The sequence below is a fragment of the Pseudomonas oryzihabitans genome, assembly GCF_024652905.1.
In the GTDB taxonomy this organism is placed as follows: Bacteria; Pseudomonadota; Gammaproteobacteria; order Pseudomonadales; family Pseudomonadaceae; genus Chryseomonas; species Chryseomonas benzopyrenica.
The window spans coordinates 2,795,326-2,814,952 of the sequence record NZ_CP102428.1 but is presented as its reverse complement, the minus strand read 5'-3'; the positions used below and the strand labels follow the sequence as shown (position 1 = coordinate 2,814,952).

Annotated in this window: 13 protein-coding genes; 9 read left to right on the top strand and 4 right to left on the bottom strand. The window is 66.8% G+C overall.

Going from position 1 to position 19,627, the window contains the following annotated elements; genetic code table 11:
* Positions 1–96: 96 nt before the first annotated feature.
* The gene (locus NRG74_RS13015; protein ID WP_257704309.1) at positions 97–933 is read left to right on the top strand and encodes a 23S rRNA (adenine(2030)-N(6))-methyltransferase RlmJ; all 837 of its coding nucleotides are present in this window, start codon (positions 97–99) and stop codon (positions 931–933) included.
* 123 nt (positions 934–1,056) lie between these two features.
* Here the strand turns inward: NRG74_RS13015 and msrA are convergent, their stop codons facing one another.
* From msrA to aceE, 4 genes are all read right to left on the bottom strand, one after another.
* Entirely contained in the window at positions 1,057–1,716 is a 660-nt protein-coding gene (msrA, locus tag NRG74_RS13010) for a peptide-methionine (S)-S-oxide reductase MsrA (protein ID WP_064307373.1), read from the bottom strand.
* Positions 1,717–1,797: 81 nt separating this feature from the next.
* On the bottom strand, positions 1,798–4,404 hold the full coding sequence (locus NRG74_RS13005) for a putative bifunctional diguanylate cyclase/phosphodiesterase (protein WP_160924543.1): 2,607 nt from the start codon (positions 4,402–4,404) through the stop codon (positions 1,798–1,800).
* 279 nt (positions 4,405–4,683) lie between these two features.
* Complete coding sequence (gene aceF / locus NRG74_RS13000; protein WP_257704305.1) at positions 4,684–6,672, bottom strand: dihydrolipoyllysine-residue acetyltransferase; 1,989 nt, start codon at positions 6,670–6,672, stop codon at positions 4,684–4,686.
* 28 nt (positions 6,673–6,700) lie between these two features.
* Positions 6,701–9,343 (bottom strand): pyruvate dehydrogenase (acetyl-transferring), homodimeric type, encoded by a 2,643-nt coding sequence (gene aceE / locus NRG74_RS12995; protein ID WP_257704303.1) that lies wholly within the window; start codon positions 9,341–9,343, stop codon positions 6,701–6,703.
* A 329-nt stretch (positions 9,344–9,672) separates the two neighbouring features.
* Here aceE and glnE point away from each other — a divergent pair, with 329 nt between their 5' ends.
* The 8 genes from glnE (at position 9,673) to NRG74_RS12955 (ending at position 19,608) form a co-directional block, all read left to right on the top strand.
* Positions 9,673–12,633 carry a bifunctional [glutamate--ammonia ligase]-adenylyl-L-tyrosine phosphorylase/[glutamate--ammonia-ligase] adenylyltransferase gene (gene glnE / locus NRG74_RS12990; protein WP_257704301.1) on the top strand — a complete coding sequence of 987 codons (2,961 nt, stop codon included), beginning with the start codon at positions 9,673–9,675 and terminating at the stop codon, positions 12,631–12,633.
* Positions 12,634–12,746: 113 nt separating this feature from the next.
* Positions 12,747–13,781 (top strand): lipopolysaccharide heptosyltransferase II, encoded by a 1,035-nt coding sequence (gene waaF, locus NRG74_RS12985; RefSeq protein WP_017640103.1) that lies wholly within the window; start codon positions 12,747–12,749, stop codon positions 13,779–13,781.
* Entirely contained in the window at positions 13,782–14,789 is a 1,008-nt protein-coding gene (gene waaC / locus NRG74_RS12980) for a lipopolysaccharide heptosyltransferase I (RefSeq protein WP_257704298.1), read from the top strand.
* Positions 14,786–15,904 (top strand): glycosyltransferase family 4 protein, encoded by a 1,119-nt coding sequence (locus tag NRG74_RS12975; RefSeq protein ID WP_257704296.1) that lies wholly within the window; start codon positions 14,786–14,788, stop codon positions 15,902–15,904. The genes waaC and NRG74_RS12975 overlap by 4 nt, the downstream gene beginning before the upstream one ends.
* A complete protein-coding gene (rfaP, locus tag NRG74_RS12970) occupies positions 15,901–16,707 on the top strand; it encodes a lipopolysaccharide core heptose(I) kinase RfaP (RefSeq protein WP_017640106.1) in 807 nt (268 codons plus the stop codon). Before NRG74_RS12975 ends, rfaP begins: the two co-directional genes overlap by 4 nt.
* Positions 16,707–17,438, top strand: a complete 732-nt coding sequence (locus NRG74_RS12965) for a lipopolysaccharide kinase InaA family protein (RefSeq protein WP_017640107.1) — start codon at positions 16,707–16,709, stop codon at positions 17,436–17,438. Before rfaP ends, NRG74_RS12965 begins: the two co-directional genes overlap by 1 nt.
* Entirely contained in the window at positions 17,435–18,190 is a 756-nt protein-coding gene (locus NRG74_RS12960) for a lipopolysaccharide kinase InaA family protein (RefSeq protein WP_257704293.1), read from the top strand. The genes NRG74_RS12965 and NRG74_RS12960 overlap by 4 nt, the downstream gene beginning before the upstream one ends.
* A complete protein-coding gene (locus tag NRG74_RS12955) occupies positions 18,187–19,608 on the top strand; it encodes a lipopolysaccharide kinase InaA family protein (RefSeq protein WP_257704291.1) in 1,422 nt (473 codons plus the stop codon). Before NRG74_RS12960 ends, NRG74_RS12955 begins: the two co-directional genes overlap by 4 nt.
* The last annotated feature ends 19 nt before the right edge of the window (positions 19,609–19,627 follow it).

Below are 19,627 nucleotides of genomic sequence, written 5' to 3'. Positions count from 1 at the left end.
GGGGATTTAACCCGCTGCACGGCCAGGGTGTCAAAGCGCGACGCCGCTGGCGCCCGAGGAAGGCGGTACACTGTAGGGCTGACGCTGGAGTATCCCATGAATTACCGACACGCCTTCCATGCCGGCAATCACGCCGATGTCTTCAAGCACGCCACCCTGTTGCGCCTGGCCGCGCTGCTGGCGCGCAAGGAGGCACCCTTCGCCTATCTGGACAGCCATTCCGGGGTGGGTCGCTATGACCTGGCCGGCGACCAGGCCAGTCGTACCGACGAATGGCGCGAAGGGATCGGTCGGCTGTGGGCGCTGGACGCCGCACCGACGGCCTTTGTTGGCTATCGCGAGGCGGTGGCGGCGCTCAATCCCGATGGCGCGCTGCGCTACTATCCCGGCTCGCCCGAGTTGATGCGCGAGGCCTTGAGGCCCCAGGATCGGCTGCTGCTGAACGAATTGCACCCCGAGGATGGTCGCCTGCTCAAGGAAAACATGGCCGGTGATCGCCGGGTGGCGGTGCACCAGAAGGACGGCTGGCTGCTGCCGCGGGCGCTGCTGCCGGTGCCCGAGCGCCGGGCGCTACTGCTGATCGATCCGCCCTTCGAAAAGGCTGATGAGTTGGAGCGTTGCGTCAAGGCGGTCACCGAGGCCATCGGCCGGATGCGCCAGACGGTGATCGCCCTCTGGTATCCGATCAAGGATCGCCGCCAGCTCAGGCGCTTCCATGCCGGTCTGCAGGCCAGCGGCGCGCCCAAGCTGCTCAACGTCGAATTGCTGATCCGCGCGGCGGACGACCCCACCCGGCTCAATGGCTCGGGACTGGCCATCGTCAATCCGCCGTGGGGATTGGAGGAAGAACTACGCGAATTGCTGCCCTGGCTGGCCGAGCATCTGGCCCAGGGCGAAGGCAGCTGGCGGCTGGAGTGGCTGATCGCGGAATAAGGGAGGGGCAACGTTGGGCTTCGCTGCGCTCAACCCAACCTACGAGCAGCTTGGCGTAGGTTGGGCTGAGGCAGTTCTATCGCCGAAGCCCAACGATCCCCAGGTAAGCCGAGCGAAGTGCGATCAGACCGCCAGACTGGGCGGCAAGCACACGCCGGTACCGGCCAGGCCGCAATAGCCGTTGGGATTCTTCGCCAGGTACTGCTGGTGATAGGCCTCGGCGTAGTAGAAGGGCGGCAAAGGAGCGATCTCGGTGGTGATCTCGCCATAACCGGCCTCGGCCAATTGAGCCTGGAAGGCGGCCTGGCTGGCTTCGAAGGCCTCGCGCTGGCTGTCGTCGCTGTAATACAGCGCCGAGCGATACTGGGTACCGACATCATTGCCCTGGCGCATGCCCTGGGTCGGGTCGTGGGCTTCCCAGAAGATCTTCAGCAGCGCCTCCAGCGAGGTCTGGGCCGGATCGAACACCACCAGCACCACCTCGGTATGACCGGTCAGGCCGGAGCACACCTCTTCGTAGGTCGGGTTGGGGGTATGGCCGCCCGCGTAACCGGCGGCGGTGGTCCAGACACCCGGTTGTTGCCAGAAACGCCGCTCGACGCCCCAGAAGCAGCCCATGCCCAGCACCAGACTCTGCAGCCCGGCGGGGAAGGGGCCTTGCAACGGATTGCCGTTGACGTAGTGGGCGGCGGGTACGGCCATGGCCGTCTCGCGGCCGGGCAGCGCCTGCTCGGCGGCGGGCAGGTGGGTCTTCTTGGTCAGGATTTCGGAACGCAGGACCATGGGATACCTCGTGGGAAAGGGCCAGGCGAAAAGCTCAGTGTACGCAAAATCGCTGCAGCGGGGTCGAGTCCGCTCGGCGGGTCAGCGCGTCGGCAGGTAACGCGCCAGGGCGGCGTCGAGCTGGTCGGCCGGGATGGGCTTGTCGAACAGATAGCCCTGGCCGATATCGCAACGATGATGGCGCAGGAAAGCCAGCTGTTCGGTCGTCTCGATGCCCTCGGCAACCACCTGCAGCCGCAGGTTGTGGGCCATGGCGATCACCGCGGAGGTGATTTCCATGTCGTCCTGGTTGTCCGGGATGTCCTTGATGAAACTCCTGTCGATCTTGATGATGTCGATGGGGAATTTTTTCAAGTAGCTGAGCGACGAATAACCGGTGCCGAAGTCGTCCATCGCCAGGCTCATGCCCAGCCGCTTGAGGGCTTCGAGGGTGTTGCGGGTAGCGTCGGTGGCATCCAGCAGCAGGCTTTCGGTCAGTTCCAGCTCCAGCCTTTTGGGCGCGATGCCTTCCTCGTCGAGGATGGTGACGAAGGACTGCACCAGGTCGGGATCGGTGAACTGCTTGGGCGACAGGTTGATGGCGATCTGCAGGTCGTCGAAGCCGGCGGCGTCGAGACGGTGCAGCTGGCGACAGACCTCGCGGATGATCCATTTGCCGATGGGCACGATGAGCCCGGTTTCCTCGGCGATGCTGATGAACTGGTCCGGGCGGATCATGCCCTTTTCCGGATGCTGCCAGCGGATCAGGGCTTCCAGGCCAAGCAGCTTGGCGCGCTTCAGGCAGACCTTGGGCTGGTAATGCACCAGCAATTCGTTCTGCTCCAGGGCGCGGCGCAGGTTGTTCTGCACGAACAGCTTGTTGCTGGCCTCGGCGATCAGCGCCTCGGTGAACACCTGGACCTGATGGCCGCCGGTGGCCTTGGCCCTGTGCAGGGCGAGGCCGGCGTGCTTGATCAGGGTCTGCGGATCGGTTTCGTGCGGCCTGGCGGTGGTCAGACCGATGGAGCAACTGATCAGGGTCGGGTGGCCTTCCACGTAGAGCGGCGGATCCAGGGCTACCAGGGTGTCGCGAGCCAGGCTGGTGGCGGACACCGCATCCATGCCGTCGAGCAGCACGGCGAATTCGTTGCTGGCGATGCGCGCGATCAGCGCGCCCTTGCCCAGGGCGCTGCGCAGGCGCCGGGCCAGGCCCACCAGCAGCTGGTCGCCGATGCGATGACCCAGGCTGTCGTTGACTCTCTTGAAGTTGTCGACGTCCACCAGCAGCAGCGAGTGCTCGCTGCTCGGATTGGACTGCTCCAGGCGCTCTTCCAGGCGGGCGATGAAGTGGCTGCGGTTGGCCAGCCCGGTAAGGCTGTCGCGAAACACCATCTCGTCGTTGTGCTGCTGGGCGAAGCGGGTCTTGCTGGTGTCCTGGAAGATACCCAGATAGCCCTGCAGGTCGCCGTTGGGCTGCTGGATCTTGGACAGTGACAGCTGGCCCCAGTAGGTCTCGCCGTCGCGGCGATAGCACCGCAATTCGCCCTGCCAGCTGTCCTGGTGCGCCAGGTGCTGCCAGGCTTCGTAGAGCAGCTCGCTCCAGTTCTCCAGGGCCGGCAGGGATTCGACGTGCAGGCCCTGCAGCTTGGCGATGGGATAGCCGGTGATGCGGGCGAAGCTGTCGGTGGCGTGCTCCAGGCGACCGCCGGCATCCAGCAGCAGGAAGGCATCGTTGCTGGCTTCCATCACCCGGGTGAGGGGGTGGGCGACCTTCGGCAAGCGCTCCGGCTGCTGGAGCAGGGCAGCCAGACATTCCGCCAGGCTGCGGGCGAAGGCGACGTCCTCGGCCTCCCAGGTAGCTGGCCGGTCCCGTCTCAGGCAGAGCAGGCCGATCAGCTGATTCTCGTGCAGCAGCGCCACGTCCAGGGCCGTTCCGCCCCCGGTATGGGAAGGGTGCAGCACCTGGCTGGCGTCTTCGATCACGCCCTGCTCACGCAACCGGCGGCGGTGGTCGCTGCACAGCGTGGGCAGGCGCTCTTCCTTGCACAGGGTGACGAGGCCATTGCCTTCGTAGCGCCACAGGCTGAGCTCATCCACGGCAAAAGCGGCCGGGCCCTGGGCACGCAGCAGCTGCACCAGTTCGTCGTCGACCGGCGTCTGTCTCAGGGCCAGCCGGGACAATTCGAGCAGCAGGGTCTGCCGCGCCTGGGCCATCCCCAGCCGTTGCTGGCTGTGGTCCTGGCTTTCCTGCAGGAGCGCCAGGGTCGACCGCAGGGCCAGGTTGTGGGCTTCCCATTCGCCGGCCAGGGCATCGTCGTTCATCACCCGCAGCAGATAGCCGCGTAGCAGGGGGCGACCATGACGCTGCAGGCTCTCGCCCACCTCGACGACCTGGCAGGGGGCCGTGGTGGAGTGGAACAGGTAACGCACCTGATAGCTGCCATGCTCGGCGAGTTGCAGCTGGATATCCTCGTGCAGGCGATGACGGACGCTGGGCTCCATCAGGCTGGCATAGGGGGCATCGATGAGCGAACACAGCGCCTGGGCGGGCAGGCCGAGGCTGGCCTCACAACGGGAGTCGAGATAGAGCATCGCCCAGGAGGCTTCATTCAGACGCTCGAAGCGCAGCAAGCCCAATCGGGCAGGAGCGCTGAGCGCGCCCGCCTGATCGGCTACCGCGGCATCGGCAGCATCGGAGTGAATACTCATGCGAGGGTCCGCGTCCTTGTGAAGACGGAAAAATGTCCTAGGGTTATCGGAAAGGACAGACAAATCATTAATCCTTCTTCCTCTCCGTCTCGCCAGCGCTCTGGGATAGCTGTCAAGGTTGCCCGATAGGGCCCAGGGCATGCAAGGGGCGACGCTCAGGGCGCTCATCCTACCTTTTTCCTGGATCTTTCGGTTGATCTGGCAGCAAAAACCCCGCATGAGCGGGGTTCTTGCTACACCAGAAGACGGTAGCGGGAAGCCATTACCGTCCTGTGGCGTTTACAGCAGCAGGCTGCGGATTTCCGTCAGCAGATCGCCCAGGCGCTTGGTGAAGCGCGCGGCAGCCGCCCCGTTGATCACGCGGTGATCGTAGGACAGCGACAGCGGCAGCATCAGGCGCGGCTGGAAGGCCTTGCCGTCCCAGACCGGCTGCATGCTGGCCTTGGACACGCCGAGGATCGCCACTTCCGGGGCATTGACGATCGGCGTGAAGCCGGTACCGCCGATGTGACCCAGGCTGGAAATGGTGAAGCAGGCGCCCTGCATGTCGTCACCGCTGAGCTTCTTGGTCCGCGCCTTTTCCGCCAGCTGGGCGGCTTCGGCGGCGAGTTGCAGGAGGCTCTTCTGGTCGACGTTGCGGATGACCGGGACCAGCAGGCCGTCCGGGGTGTCCACGGCGAAGCCGATATGCACGTACTTCTTGCGGATCACCGCCTTGCCGCTGGGGGCCAGGGAGGCGTTGAAGTCCGGCAGTTCCTTGAGCACATGGGCGCAGGCCTTGAGCAGGAACGGCAGGATGGTCAACTTGACGCCGGCCTTTTCCGCAACGGCTTTCTGGCCTACCCGGAAGGCTTCCAGATCGGTCACGTCGGACTGGTCGAACTGGGTCACGTGGGGCACGTTCAGCCAGCTGCGATGCAGGTTGTTGGCGCCGACCTGCATGAGGCGCGTCATCGGCACCTCTTCGATCTCGCCGAACTTGCTGAAGTCCACGGTGGGGATCGGCGGAATGCCGGCGCCACCGGTGGCCCCTGCAGCCGCGGCCGGAGCCGCCTTGCTCTTCTGCAGCTGATCCTTGACGTAGGCCTGGACGTCTTCCTTGAGGATGCGGCCCTTGGGACCGGTCGGGGTGACCTCGCCCAGGTCGACGCCGAACTCACGGGCGACCATGCGCACGGCCGGGCCGGCATGGACCTTCTTGCCCTTGCCGGCGGCGGGTGCGCTGGCCGGGGCGGCAGCCTTGGCCGGAGCCTCGGCTTTCTTCTCGGCAGACGGCGCGCTGGCGGCGGTGTTGCCGGCAGCCGGCTTGGCCGCCTGCTTGGGCGCGGCACCGGCCACCTTCAGGGTCAGGATCAGATCGCCGGTCTTGGCCTGGTCATTGACCTTGATGGCGACACTTTCCACCACGCCCGCCTTGGGCGCCGGGATTTCCATGCTGGCCTTGTCGGACTCCAGCACGATCAGCGACTGCTCGGCCTTGACCTGGTCACCGGCCTTGACAAGCACCTCGATGACGTTGGCACTGCCGGTGGAGCCGATGTCGGGGACCTTGATCTCCTCGACCGACTCACCGGCCGGCTCGGCAGCGGCTTCTTCGTGCAGCTCGGGCTCGGCGGCTTCCTTGGCGGGCTTGTCGCCGGCCTTGGATTCGACGCTCTTGCTCGGCTTGGCATTGGCGGCGCCCTTGAGCACCAGGATCAGATCGCCGGTGCCCACTTCGTCGCCGACCTTGACGGAAACGCTCTCCACCACGCCCGCGGCGGGGGAGGGGATTTCCATGCTGGCCTTGTCGGATTCCAGGGTGATCAGCGTCTGCTCGGCGGCGATGGTGTCGCCGGGCTTGACCGCCACCTCGATGATGCTGGCCTTGCCGCTGGAGCCGATGTCCGGAACGTGAATTTCCTGGGACTCGCCTTCGCCGGCGGACGCCGAAGCGTCCTCGTCGCCGGCTGGCGTCGGGGTTTCGCTTTCCTCGACCTGGGTCTGCTTGGACTCGGCCTTGGGTTCGGCGGCGGGTTCGCTGCCGGTGGCGGCGTCCTCGCCTTCCAGGTCGATCAGCAGATCACCGGTCTTGAGGGTGTCGCCGACCTTGATGTGCAGGGCGGCGATCTTGCCGGCCTTGGGGGCCGGAATCTCCATGCTGGCCTTGTCGGACTCCAGCACCACCAGGCTCTGTTCGGCCTCGACGGTATCGCCGACCTTCACCAGCAGCTCGATGACTTCGCCGTCGCCACTGCCGATGTCGGGTACGCGGATGGTCTCGCTCACAGTTGTTTCCTCTTATCCGTGTGCCGCATCAGCAATCCAGGGGATTGCGCTTCTCGGTGTCGATGCCGAACTTGGTGATGGCATCGGCCACGACCTTGCGTTCCAGCTTGCCTTGGTTGGCCAGCGCCTGCAGAGCGGCGACGGCGACCCAGCGACGGTCGACCTCGAAGTGATCACGCAGCTTCTTGCGGCTGTCGCTGCGACCGAAGCCGTCGGTACCCAGCACCTGGAATTCGGTGGGGACCCACTGGCGGATCTGGTCGGCGAACAGCTTCATGTAGTCGGTGGAGGCGATGACCGGACCCTGGCGCTCGCCCAGGCACTGCTCGACATAGGTCAGGCGGCGCTCTTCCAGCGGGTGCAGGCGGTTCCAGCGATCCACGGCCAGGCCTTCACGGCGCAATTCGTTGAAGCTGGTGACGCTCCAGATGTCGGCGCCGACGCCCATCTCGCGCAGCAGGCCAGCGGCAGCGCGGACCTCGTTGAGGATGGTGCCCGAGCCCAGCAGCTGGACGCGGTGCTTGAAGTCGCCCTGCTCTTCTTCCAGCAGGTACATGCCCTTGATGATGCCGTCTTCGACACCTGCGGGCATGGCCGGCTGCTGGTAGTTCTCGTTCATCACGGTGATGTAGTAGAAGACGCTCTGCTGCAGTTCCATCATCTGATGGATGCCTTCGCGCATGATCACTGCCAGCTCGTAGGCATAGGTGGGATCGTAGCTGCGGCAGTTGGGGATGGTGCCGGCCAGGATGTGGCTGTGACCGTCCTCGTGCTGCAGGCCTTCGCCGTTGAGGGTGGTACGGCCGGAGGTGCCGCCCAGCAGGAAGCCGCGGGTCTGGGCATCGCCCGCCGCCCAGGCCAGGTCGCCGATGCGCTGGAAGCCGAACATCGAATAGAAGATGTAGACCGGCAGCATGGGCTGGTTGTAGTTGCTGTAGGCGGTGCCGGCGGCGATGAAGGAGGACATGGCGCCCGCTTCGTTGAGGCCTTCCTGGAGGATCTGGCCGTCCTTCTCTTCGCGGTAGTACATCACCTGGTCGCGATCGACCGGCTCATAGAGCTGGCCATGGGGCGAGTAGATGCCCAACTGGCGGAACATGCCTTCCATGCCGAAGGTACGGGCCTCGTCGGCGAGGATGGGCACGATGCGCTTGCCCAGGTCCTTGTCCTTGACCAGTTGCGACAGGATGCGGCCGAAGGCCATGGTGGTGGAGATCTCGCGATCACCGGAGCCGTCCAGCACCGCCTTCAGGGTTTCCAGGGGCGGGGTGGGGATGCTGATGCTGCGGGCGCGACGCTGGGGCAGGTGACCACCCAGGGACTCGCGGCGGCCCATCAGGTACTTCATCTCGGCGCTGTCGTCGGCCGGACGATAGAAGGGCAGCTCGCTGAGCTGGGAATCGTTCAGCGGGATGTCGAAGCGATCGCGGAATTTCTTCAGCGACTCCACATCGACCTTCTTGGTGTTGTGCGCGGTGTTCTTGGCTTCGCCCGCACCGGTGCCGTAGCCCTTGATGGTCTTGGCCAGGATGACGGTGGGCTGGCCCTTGTGGTTGACCGCCTGGTGGTAGGCCGCATAGACCTTGTAGGGGTCGTGACCGCCACGGTTGAGCTTCCAGATCTCGTCGTCGGACAGGTCCTCGACCATCTTGAGCAGCTCGGGATTGGCGCCGAAGAAGTGCTTGCGCACATAGGCACCGTCCTTGGCCTTGTAGTTCTGGTATTCACCATCGACCACGGCGTCCATGCGTTGCTGCATGCGACCTTCGGTGTCGCGGGCGAACAGCGGATCCCACATGCGGCCCCAGAGGACCTTGGTGACGTTCCAGTCGGCGCCGCGGAAGATGCCTTCCAGTTCCTGAACGATCTTGCCGTTGCCCCGTACCGGGCCGTCGAGGCGCTGCAGGTTGCAGTTGATGACGAAGATCAGGTTGTCGAGGTTCTCGCGGCCGGCCAGGGAGATGGCACCCAGGGTTTCCGGCTCGTCGCACTCGCCGTCGCCGATGAAGCACCAGACCTTCTGCTTGCCGGCGGGGATGTAGCCGCGGTTCTCCAGGTACTTCATGAAGCGGGCCTGGTAGATCGCAGTGATCGGACCCAGACCCATGGAAACGGTCGGGAACTGCCAGAAGTCGGGCATCAGGTGCGGGTGCGGGTAGCTCGACAGCCCCTTGCCGTCCACTTCCTGACGGAAGTTGTTCATCTGGTCTTCGGAGAGGCGGCCTTCCAGGAAGGCACGGGCGTAGACGCCGGGCGAGGCATGGCCCTGATAGTAGATCAGGTCGCCGCCGTGCTCTTCGTTGGGCGCCTTCCAGAAATAGTTGAAGCCGATGTCATAGAGGGTGGCACTGGAGGCAAAGGTGGAGATGTGGCCACCCAGATCCGGATCCTTGAGGTTGGCGCGCATGACCATCGCCAGGGCGTTCCAGCGGACCAGCGAGCGGATACGCCGCTCCATGAACAGGTCGCCCGGCATATGGGCTTCCTTGGTCACTGGAATGGTGTTGCGATAGGGGGTATTGATGGAGTAGGGCAGCTGGGTACCACTGCGGGTAGCCAGTTCGCCCATGCGGGTCATCAGATAATGAACGCGCTCCTCGCCTTCGTGGTCGAGGACGGACTCCAGGGCGTCCAGCCATTCCTGGGTTTCGACGGGATCGAGATCTTGCATGGCTTGCTCCAGGGCGGAAAGGCTTCCAAAATCGGTCGCCTCAGGGTCGCCGCCGGCCTCTTGGGGGCAGCGAAAATTCTTGGATTTATGACCGGACGGTTCCGATCGGCGTGTAGTTTTACTACAAATTCAAATCCGTTTCAGCTCCGAGCTGTAATGCGATAAAAAACAATTCGACGTTTGTCGAACGCGCTGCTCATGGGCTCGCGAACTCCGAACCGCGGACGTGAAAACGGTTCCCGCTCGGACCAGGTGGTCCGTCGGAATGTCCCTGGCATGGGGTTCGCGGCAGGGTGGTGGGGTTCGACCGTCCCTGCGCAGGACTGCCCATGATACCCCTCCTTCGTCCCGATCTGCCTCCGACTCTTGTCGCATGTGCCGAGCTCGCCGACCGGCGCCTTGCCGACGCCCTGGCCACGCTGCCCGCGGCCGCCGCCCGCCAGGCAGACTGGTCCGCGGCGCAGCGTGCCGACTGGCGGCGGGTGGCCGCTCTCAGTGACTTCGTCGTCGAGCAGTTCTGCCGCCTGCCCGAGCCCTGCCTGGCATTGGTCGACAGTGGCGATCTGGAGCTGTCACTGGCACCGAGCGAGATGGCGCAGCGGTTGCGCGAGGCGCTCGTCGATTGCCCGGACGAGGCCGAGCTGGGGCGCCGGTTGCGGCGGTTCCGCATGTTGCAGCAGGTGCGCATCGTCTGGCGCGACCTGACCCGCCGCGCCGATCTGGTGGAGACCTGCCGCGACCTCAGTGAGCTGGCCGATGCCTGCATCGACCAGGCCTGCGCCTGGTTGTACGCCCAGCAGTGCAGCCAGTTCGGCGTGCCGACCGGTCGTCACAGCGGTCAGCCGCAGCAGCTGGTGGTGCTGGGCATGGGCAAGCTGGGCGCGGGGGAGCTCAATCTGTCCTCCGACATCGACCTGATCTTCGCCTATGGCGAGGCCGGGGAGACCCGCGGCGCGCGGCGCGAGCAGGACAACCAGGAATTCTTCACCCGCCTCGGACAACGCCTGATCAAGGCGCTGGACGCCACCACGGTGGAGGGCTTCGTCTTTCGCGTCGACATGCGCCTGCGGCCCTATGGCAGCGCCGGTGCCCTGGTGCTGAGCTTTGCCGCCATGGAGCTCTATTACCAGGACCAGGGCCGCGACTGGGAACGCTACGCCATGATCAAGGCACGGGTGGTCGGCGGCGACCAGGCCAGCGGCGCCGAGCTGCTGACCCTGCTGCGACCCTTCGTCTATCGGCGCTATCTGGATTTCTCCGCCATCGAAGCCCTGCGCAGCATGAAGCAGCTGATCCGCCAGGAGGTGCGCCGACGTGGCATGACCGACAACGTCAAGCTGGGCGCGGGCGGCATCCGCGAGGTGGAGTTCATCGCTCAGGCCTACCAGCTGATCCACGGCGGGCGTGATCCGGCGCTGCAACAGCGACCGCTGCTCAAGGTGCTGACCAGTCTGCGCGAGCGCGACTATCTGCCGGCCGCGGCCGAAGCGGAACTCCGCGAGGGCTACTGCTTCCTGCGCTATGTCGAGCATGGGCTGCAGGCCATCGCCGACCAGCAGACCCAGACCCTGCCGGTGGATCCCCAGGGGCGGGCGCGGGTGGCCTTCCTCATGGGCTATGCCGACTGGGATGAATTCAGCGCGGCGCTCGACGGCTGGCGCAGCCGCATCGACTGGCATTTCCAGCAGACCATCGCCGATCCCGAAGAGGAGACCCAGAGCGCCGAGCTGGAAGACAGCTGGCTGCCGCTGTGGGAAGACCTGCTCGACCCCGAGGAGTCCCTGGCGCGACTGCGCGAGGCGGGCTTCCAGGCGCCGGAGCAGGCGCTGGAACTGCTGGCCAACCTGCGTGCCAGTGGCCAGGTGCGCGCCATGCAGCGCGCCGGTCGCGAACGCCTGGATGCCTTCATGCCGCGGCTGCTGGATGCGGTCAGTGCCGACGAGCAACCCGATCGCGCCCTGGAGCGGGTGCTGCCACTGGTGGAGGCGGTGGCGCGACGTTCCGCCTACCTGGTCCTGCTCAGCGAGAATCCGCCGGCCCTGGCGCGGCTGCTGGAACTCTGCGGGGCCAGTGCCTGGGTGGCCGAGCAGATCGCCCGCTATCCAGCGTTGCTCGACGAATTGCTCAACGAGGGTCGGCTCTACCATCCGCCGCAGAAGCCTGAGTTGGCTGCCGAATTGCGCGAACGTCTGATGCGCCTGCCCGAAGAGGACCTGGAGCAGCAGATGGACGTGCTGCGCCACTTCAAGCGCGCCCACAGCCTGCGGGTGGCGGCGGCGGAGATCGCCGGCAGCCTGCCGCTGATGAAGGTCAGCGACTACCTGACCTGGCTGGCCGAGGTGATCCTCGAAGAGGTCTTCGGCCTGGCCTGGCGCCAGCTGGTGCAGCGCCATGGCACGCCGCAGCGGCGCGACGGCTCGCCCTGCCAGCCGGACTTCATCGTTGTCGGCTACGGCAAGGTCGGCGGCATCGAGCTGGGCCACGGCTCGGACCTCGACCTGGTGTTCATCCACGACGCCGATCCCCTGGCCGAGACCGATGGCGCCAAGCCCATGGATGGCGCCCAGTTCTTCAATCGCCTCGGCCAGCGCATCATCCATCTGCTCACCACCACCACCCCGGTGGGCACCCTCTACGAGGTGGACATGCGCCTGCGGCCGTCCGGCGCGGCGGGGCTGCTGGTGAGTTCGCTGGAGGCCTTCGAGCGCTACCAGCAGAGCGAGGCCTGGACCTGGGAGCACCAGGCGCTGGTGCGGGCGCGGGTGGTGGCGGGTTGTCCACGTCTAGGAGAACGCTTCGACGAGGTGCGGGCGCGCATCCTCGGTCGGCAGCGGGAGCTGGCGACCCTGCAGGCCGACGTGGCCGGCATGCGCGACAAGATGCTCGACAACCTCGGCACCGCGGTGACCGCCGGCGGACTGGGGCCGAACGCGCGCCGGCCGGAGCAGCTGTTCGACCTCAAGCAGGATGCCGGCGGTATCGTCGATATCGAATTTATGGTCCAATATGCCGTTCTGGCCTGGTCGTGGCAGCATCCCGAATTGCTGCGTTTTCCCGACAACATCCGCATCCTGGAATCCCTCGAAGCGGCTGGTCTGGTACCGGCCACGGACGCCATTGCCCTGCGCGAAGCCTATAAGGCCTACCGCGCCGCGCTGCACCGCCTGGTCCTGCAGAAGCAGCCGGGCAAGGTACCGGCCGACGGCTTTCTCGCCGAGCGCGACGAAGTGCGCCGTATCTGGCACGGCCTGGGGCTGGACACGCCGTCCGGCAATCCGGCCACCTTTTAGGCCGCCATCAGTAAGGAGAGGCAAGATGTCGATGTCCGTGCGCGAGCTTTCGATCAGGCCGGGCCTGAGGGAGTGGGAGTCGGCCACCCGCTAGGTGCCGATCGCCTTCCAGCATGAATATTCTGATCATCGGACCCAGTTGGGTCGGCGACATGGTGATGGCGCAGACCCTCTTCGTCTGTCTCAAGCGCCAGCACCCCGACTGCCAGATCGACGTCCTCGCCCCCGAGTGGAGTCGCCCGCTGCTCGAGCGCATGCCCGAGGTGCGCGAAGCCCTGAGCTTTCCCCTCGGCCACGGCGCCTTCGAACTGGCCACCCGCCGGCGCATCGGCCAGCAGCTGCGCGGTCGCTATGACCAGGCGATCCTCTTGCCCAACTCGCTGAAGTCGGCGCTGGTGCCCTATTTCGCCGGCATCCCCAAGCGTACCGGCTGGCGCGGCGAGATGAGATTCGGCCTGCTCAACGACATCCGCACCCTGGACAAGGCCCGCTATCCGCTGATGATCGAGCGCTTCATGGCGCTGGCTTACCCACCAGGCGCCGAGTTGCCCAAGCCCTATCCCGAACCGCGCCTGGTCATCGATCCGGCCAGCCGCGACACGGCCCTGGAGCGCTTCGGGCTGAGTCTGGACCGGCCGGTGCTGGCGCTCTGCCCGGGCGCCGAGTTCGGCGAGGCCAAGCGCTGGCCGGCCGAGCACTATGCCGCCGTGGCCGATGCCCGGCTGCGCCAGGGCTGGCAGGTCTGGCTGTTCGGTTCGCAGAAGGATGCTCCGGGTGGCGAGGAAATCCGCGAATGGGTCACCCCCGGCTTCGAAGAGGATGTCTACAACCTCGCCGGGCGTACCTCCCTGGCCGAGGCCATCGACCTGCTCTCCTGCGCCAGTGCAGTGATCAGCAACGATTCCGGCCTGATGCATGTGGCCGCTGCCCTGGATCGCCCGCTGGTGGCGGTCTATGGCTCCACCTCGCCGGGCTTCACGCCGCCGCTGGCCAGCCAGGTCGAGGTGGTGCGCCTGGGGCTGGAGTGCAGTCCCTGCTTCGACCGAACCTGCCGCTTCGGCCATTACGATTGCCTGCGCCTCTTGCAGCCGAGCCTGGTGCAGGAGGCGCTCGGCCGCCTGGTCGCCGATCCGATCGAGGTGGGCTAGATGCGCGTGCTGCTGATCAAGACCTCCTCCCTCGGCGATGTCATCCATACCCTGCCGGCGCTGACCGATGCGGCCCGGGCCATCCCCGGCATCTGCTTCGACTGGGTGGTGGAGGAGGGCTTCGCCGAGATTCCCGCCTGGCACCCGGCCGTGAGTCAGGTGATTCCGGTGGCCCTGCGCCGCTGGCGCAAACAGCCCTTTTCCGCCTGGGCCAGTGGCGAGTGGGGCGAATTCAAGAGTCGCGTGCGCGAGCAGCGCTATGACCGGGTGATCGATGCCCAGGGCCTGCTCAAGAGCGCCTGGCTGACCCGTTACGCCGAGGCGCCGGTCGCCGGTCTCGACCGCAATTCCGCGCGCGAGCCCCTGGCCAGCCGCTTCTATGAAGAGCGCTATCACGTCGCCAAGGGGCAGCACGCCCTGGAGCGGATCCGCCAGCTGTTCGCCCAGGCCCTGGACTATCCGCTGCCGGCGGGCGTGGGTGATTACGGCCTGGATCGGCAACGTCTGGCCGGCCCCAACGAGACGCCCTATGTGGTGTTCCTGCACGGCACCACCTGGGTCAGCAAGCACTGGCCCGAAGCGCACTGGCGCGAATTGGCCGAGCGCATGAGCCAACTGGACTGGCCGGTGCGACTGCTGTGGGGCAACGAGGCGGAACATGCCCGTGCCGAGCGCATCGCCGACGGCCTCGACGGCGTCCAGGTGCTGCCGCGCCTGAATCTCGCCGGGGTGGCCAAGGTGCTGGCCGGCGCCCGCGCCTGCGTGGCGGTGGATACCGGGCTGGGTCATCTGGCGGCCGCCCTGGACGTGCCCACCGTCTCGCTCTATGGCCCGACCAGTCCGAAGAAGGTCGGTGCCTATGGCCGCGCCCAGGTGCACCTGAGTGCCGTGGGCCTGGATGGCACCGACGAGCCGCGCGATCAGCCCGCGGCCAGTCTGGCCGCCCTGACCCCGGAGCGGGTCGAACTGGAACTGGAAACCCTGCTGTTGGAAGACCTCCCCGCATGACCCTGGCTTTCGTGCTCTACAAGTACTTTCCCTTTGGCGGCCTGCAGCGGGACTTCCTGCGCATCACCCAGGAGTGCCAGAGCCGCGGCCATGCCATTCGCGTCTACACCCTGATCTGGGAAGGCCCGGTGCCGGAGGGCTTCGACGTGCGGGTGGCCAGGATCAGCGCCCTGTTCAATCACCGCCGCAACGAGAAATTCCACGCCTGGCTGCAGGCCGATCTCGCCCGCGATCCGGTGGACCGGGTGATCGGCTTCAACAAGATGCCGGGGCTGGACGTCTATTACGCCGCCGATCCCTGCTTCGAGGACAAGGCCCAGACCCTGCGCAATCCGCTCTATCGCCAGTGGGGCCGCTATCGCCATTTCGCCGAATACGAACGCGCGGTGTTCGCCCCCGAGTCGTCGACCGAGATCCTGATGATCTCCGAGGTGCAGCAGCCGTTGTTCGTCAAGCACTATGGGACGCCTGCACCGCGCTTCCACCTCTTGCCGCCGGGCATCGCCGCCGATCGCCGTGCGCCGGCCAATGCCGCCGAGATCCGCGCCGACTTCCGTCGCGAATTCGGGCTGGAGGAGGGCGAGCTGCTGCTGGTGCAGATCGGCTCCGGCTTCAAGACCAAGGGCCTGGATCGCAGCCTGCGGGCCTTGGCGTCCTTGCCCAAGGAACTGCGCCGCCGCACTCGACTCTTCGCCATCGGCCAGGACGATCCCAAGCCCTTCCTGCTGCAGGCCAAGGCCCTGGGCGTGAGCGATCGCGTCCAGATCCTCAAGGGCCGCAGCGACATCCCGCGCTTCCTGCTCGGCGCCGATCTCTTGATCCATCCGGCCTATAACGAGAACACCGGTACCGTGCTGCTGGAGGCGCTGGTCGCCGGGCTGCCGGTGCTGGTCACCGACGTCTGCGGCTATGCCCACTACATCGACGAGGCCCGCGCCGGCGCGGTGGTGCCGTCGCCCTTCGTCCAGGAGACCCTGGACCGGATGCTGGCCGAGCTGCTGGCCGATCCCGAGCGCCGCGCGGTGCAGGGCCGCAACGGCCTGGCCTTCGCCGACAGCGCCGATCTCTATTCGCTGCCCGAGCGCGCCGCCGATGTCATCCTGGGGGTGGCATGACCCTGGAATTGCGTGAGCCCTTCGCCAGCCTCTGGGCCGGCCAGGATCCCTTCGTCGCCGTGGAGGCCCTGCAGGGCCAGGTCTATCGCGAACTGGACGGGCGCCGTACCCTGCGCACCGAGGTGGCCGGGCGGGGTTATTTCGTCAAGATCCACCGCGGCATCGGCTGGGGCGAGATCGCCAAGAATCTGCTGCAGGCCAAGCAGCCGGTGCTAGGTGCGCGCCAGGAATGGCAGGCCATCGAGCGCCTGCACCAGGTCGGCGTGCCGACCATGACCGCGGTGGCCTTTGGCGAGCGCGGCGCCAATCCGGCGACCCAGCATTCCTTCATCATTACCGAGGAGCTGGCCCCCACCGTCAGCCTCGAAGACTTCAGTCTCGAGTGGATCCGCCAGCCCCCCGAGCCCCTGCTCAAGCGGGCGCTGATCGCCGAGGTGGCGCGCATGACCGGGGCCATGCACCGGGCCGGTGTCAACCATCGCGACTGCTACATCTGCCATTTCCTGCTCGACACCGCCCAGCCGGTCACCGTGGCCAATCTGCAGCTCTGGCTGATCGACCTGCACCGCGCCCAGTGCCGCGCCCAGGTGCCCCGGCGCTGGCGCGACAAGGACCTGGCCGGGCTGTATTTCTCCGCCCTGGGCATCGGCCTGACGCGACGTGACTTCCTGCGCTTCCTACAGGGCTACTTCCAGCGGCCGCTGCGCGAGATCCTGCGCGACGAGGCGCCGCTGCTGGCGCGGCTGGAACGCAAGGCCGCCGCCTTGCTGGAGCGCAAGGAACGCTACGGGGACCGGCTCTGATGGCTGACTGGCGCATCGATTCCAGCGTCGCCCACCTGCCCGAATTCGCGACGCTGGACGCGGTGTTCGCCCTGACCGGCGAACGCCTGACCAGCGATCCGCTGTCGGAAGTGGTACGCATCGAGCGCGACGGCATCCGCTACTACGTCAAGCGCTACCACGGCGCCGGCAAGGGACTGCGGCGCTATGTCGGGCGGCCGCGGGTCAAGGCCGAATGGCAGAATCTCAAGCGTTTCGCCAAGTGGGGCATTGCCACCGCGCCGGTGGTGGCCTGGGGGATGGAGCGCTCGCCCCGAGGGTTCACCCGCGGCGCCATGATCACCCGCGAGATTCCCGATACCCTGGATCTCGCCGAACTGGCCAGGCGCGAGGATCCGCGGCTGCGCGACCGGGTGTGGGTGGACAAGGTCAGTCGTCAGCTGGCCGCGGCGACCCGTACCCTGCACGATCACCATTTCGTCCACAACGATCTCAAGTGGCGCAACCTGCTGGTGGATGGCCAGGGCGTGCTCTATCTCATCGACTGCCCGGCTGGCGCCTTCTGGGTCGGCCACTGGTTGCGCTGGCGCATCGTCAAGGATCTGGCCTGCCTGGACAAGGTGGCCAAGTACCAGCTGTCACGCACCCAACGCCTCCGGTTCTATCTGCAATACCGCGGTCGCGCGCGCCTCAGCGACAACGACAAGGGGCGCATCCGCGAGGTGCTGGACTATTTCAAGGGGCGTGAATGAACGAGGTATGGGCGGCCGAGGATCGGGCCGTGCTGGCCGGCCAGGGCCTGGACAGCTTCGCGGCGCTGTGGGCGCTGGAGCTGACCGCGGTGGACGAACCCAACCAGGGGCGTGGCGGCTTCAGCCAGGTGTTTCGCCTTGACGTTAACGGTCATGGCTACTACCTCAAGCGCCAGCGCGACTACCTGACCCGCACCCTGGCCCGCCCGCTGGGCGAGCCGACCTTCGCCCGCGAGAGTCGCAATATCCGCTGCTACGCCGAGCGCGGCATCCCGGCGCTGGAGCTGGCCTATTACGGCGAGCGCCGCGATGACCAGGGCTGGCGTGCCATCCTGCTGACCCGGGCGCTGGATGACTGGCGCGACCTCGACAGCTGGCTGCGTGTCTGGACGCACCTGGCCCCCGAGGAGCGCCAGGCGGTGCTGGTCGCCGTCGGCGAACTGGCGCGCCAGCTGCACGGTGCCGGCCAGGTGCACGGCTGCTTCTATCCCAAGCATCTGTTCCTGCAGCGTCAGGGCGAAGGCCTGATCGCGCGGCTGATCGATCTGGAAAAGACCCGGCCGCTGCTGTTCGGCCGGCGTGATCGCCTGCGCGATCTCGAACCCCTGCTGCGCCGCGCGCCGCAATGGCGCGAGCAGGACATCGCCCGCCTGCTGGCGAGCTATCTGGACCAGCCGCTGGACAGCGCCGCCGTGCGTGACTGGAGCCAGCGTCTGGCCGGGCGTCGCCGCCACAAGGAGCGCAAGGCATGACCCTGGAGCAACTGACCAAGGCCGGTCGTGCGCTGACCCTGCCGTTGCGTATCGAACTGCCCAGTGGCGAGTTGGAACTGCTGTCGCTGCTCAGGGTGCTGCCCGGTCAGCGCTATGTCGGCGAGGCCCGCTGGCAGGGCCGGCGAGTGCTGGCCAAGCTACTAGTCGGCGAGCGCGCGAGTCGGCAATTCGCCCGCGAGCGTGAGGGCTGTCGCCTGCTGGCGGCAGCCGCGGCGGCGACCCCCGCGCTGCTGGACAGCGGCGAGGCGAGCGGGCAGGGCGCCTGGTTGCTGTTCGACTTCATCGAGGCGGCGCCCAGCGTCGAGCACCTCTGGCAGCGGATCGCTGGCGAGCCGCCCCTGTCTCCCGCGCAGAACGACCTGCTCGGCGCGGCCCTCGCCACCCTGGCGCGGTTGCACGCCCAGGGCCTCTGGCAGGCCGATCTGCACCTGGACAACCTGCTGGTCAAGGACGGCGCCGCCCTGGTCATAGACGCGGCGGACATCCAGGCCGAGACCGTCGGCCAGCCGCTGTCCCAGGCCCGGGTGCAGGAGAATCTGGCGGTGTTCTTCGCCCAGCTGCCCGCCACCCTGGATGCCCAGCTGGAAGAGCTGCTGATCCACTACCTGCTGGTCAATGCCGAACACGCCCTGCGCCTGGAGGCCCTGCTGGCGCGCACCGCCGAGATTCGTCGCTGGCGCCTGGCCGACTACCTCAAGAAGAGCGGCCGAGAGTGCACCCTGTTCGCCGTCACCCGCAGCGCCTTTGGCCTGATCGCCGTGCGGCGCACCTGGCTGAATCGCCTGGAAGGCCTGCTGGCCGATCCCGATGCGGCCCTGGCCGGTCTGCCGACCTTCAAGGACGGCGGCGCCGCCACCGTGGCCCGGCTGCAGTGGCAGGGTCAGGACCTGGTGCTCAAGCGATACAACATCAAGGGCTTCGGCCACTGGCTGACGCGTTTCTGGCGGCCGAGCCGGGCCTGGCACAGCTGGCGCGAAGGGCACCGGCTGCGCTTCCTTGGTATTCCCACCCCCGAGCCCCTGGCCGTGCGTGAGCGCCGCTTTCTCGGCCTGCGCGGGCGGGCCTATCTGGTGACGCCCTTCGTCGACGGGCCCAATCTGCTGGAGCGCTTCGCGCCCTATGTGGATGCCGCGCCGCCGGCGGCCGAGCTGGAGGCCCTGCTGGCGCTGGTGGAAGCCCTGCGTCGCGAGCGCCTCGGCCATGGCGACTTCAAGGGCACCAACCTGATCTGGCATGAAGGTCGCTGGCTGGTGATCGACCTCGACGCCTTCCAGGCCCATGCCAGCGACCGCGCCTATGCCAGCGCCTATGCCCGCGACCGCGCCCGGCTATTGCGCAACTGGCCGGCCGACAGCGCCCTGCATCGCCTGCTCGACGAGCGCCTGCCGCCGGCCTGATCGCCGACCCGCCATCTGT

What these genes read in the sequence shown, in the direction of transcription:
- waaF (WP_017640103.1), top strand. Translation starts at nt 12,747, where the DNA reads ATGAATATTCTGATCATCGGACCCAGTTGGGTCGGCGACATGGTGATG.
- NRG74_RS13015 (WP_257704309.1), top strand. Translation starts at nt 97, where the DNA reads ATGAATTACCGACACGCCTTCCATGCCGGCAATCACGCCGATGTCTTC.
- rfaP (WP_017640106.1), top strand. Translation starts at nt 15,901, where the DNA reads ATGACCCTGGAATTGCGTGAGCCCTTCGCCAGCCTCTGGGCCGGCCAG.
- NRG74_RS13005 (WP_160924543.1), bottom strand. Translation starts at nt 4,404, where the DNA reads ATGAGTATTCACTCCGATGCTGCCGATGCCGCGGTAGCCGATCAGGCG.
- NRG74_RS12960 (WP_257704293.1), top strand. Translation starts at nt 17,435, where the DNA reads ATGAACGAGGTATGGGCGGCCGAGGATCGGGCCGTGCTGGCCGGCCAG.
- NRG74_RS12975 (WP_257704296.1), top strand. Translation starts at nt 14,786, where the DNA reads ATGACCCTGGCTTTCGTGCTCTACAAGTACTTTCCCTTTGGCGGCCTG.
- aceE (WP_257704303.1), bottom strand. Translation starts at nt 9,343, where the DNA reads ATGCAAGATCTCGATCCCGTCGAAACCCAGGAATGGCTGGACGCCCTG.
- msrA (WP_064307373.1), bottom strand. Translation starts at nt 1,716, where the DNA reads ATGGTCCTGCGTTCCGAAATCCTGACCAAGAAGACCCACCTGCCCGCC.
- NRG74_RS12965 (WP_017640107.1), top strand. Translation starts at nt 16,707, where the DNA reads ATGGCTGACTGGCGCATCGATTCCAGCGTCGCCCACCTGCCCGAATTC.
- NRG74_RS12955 (WP_257704291.1), top strand. Translation starts at nt 18,187, where the DNA reads ATGACCCTGGAGCAACTGACCAAGGCCGGTCGTGCGCTGACCCTGCCG.
- waaC (WP_257704298.1), top strand. Translation starts at nt 13,782, where the DNA reads ATGCGCGTGCTGCTGATCAAGACCTCCTCCCTCGGCGATGTCATCCAT.
- glnE (WP_257704301.1), top strand. Translation starts at nt 9,673, where the DNA reads ATGATACCCCTCCTTCGTCCCGATCTGCCTCCGACTCTTGTCGCATGT.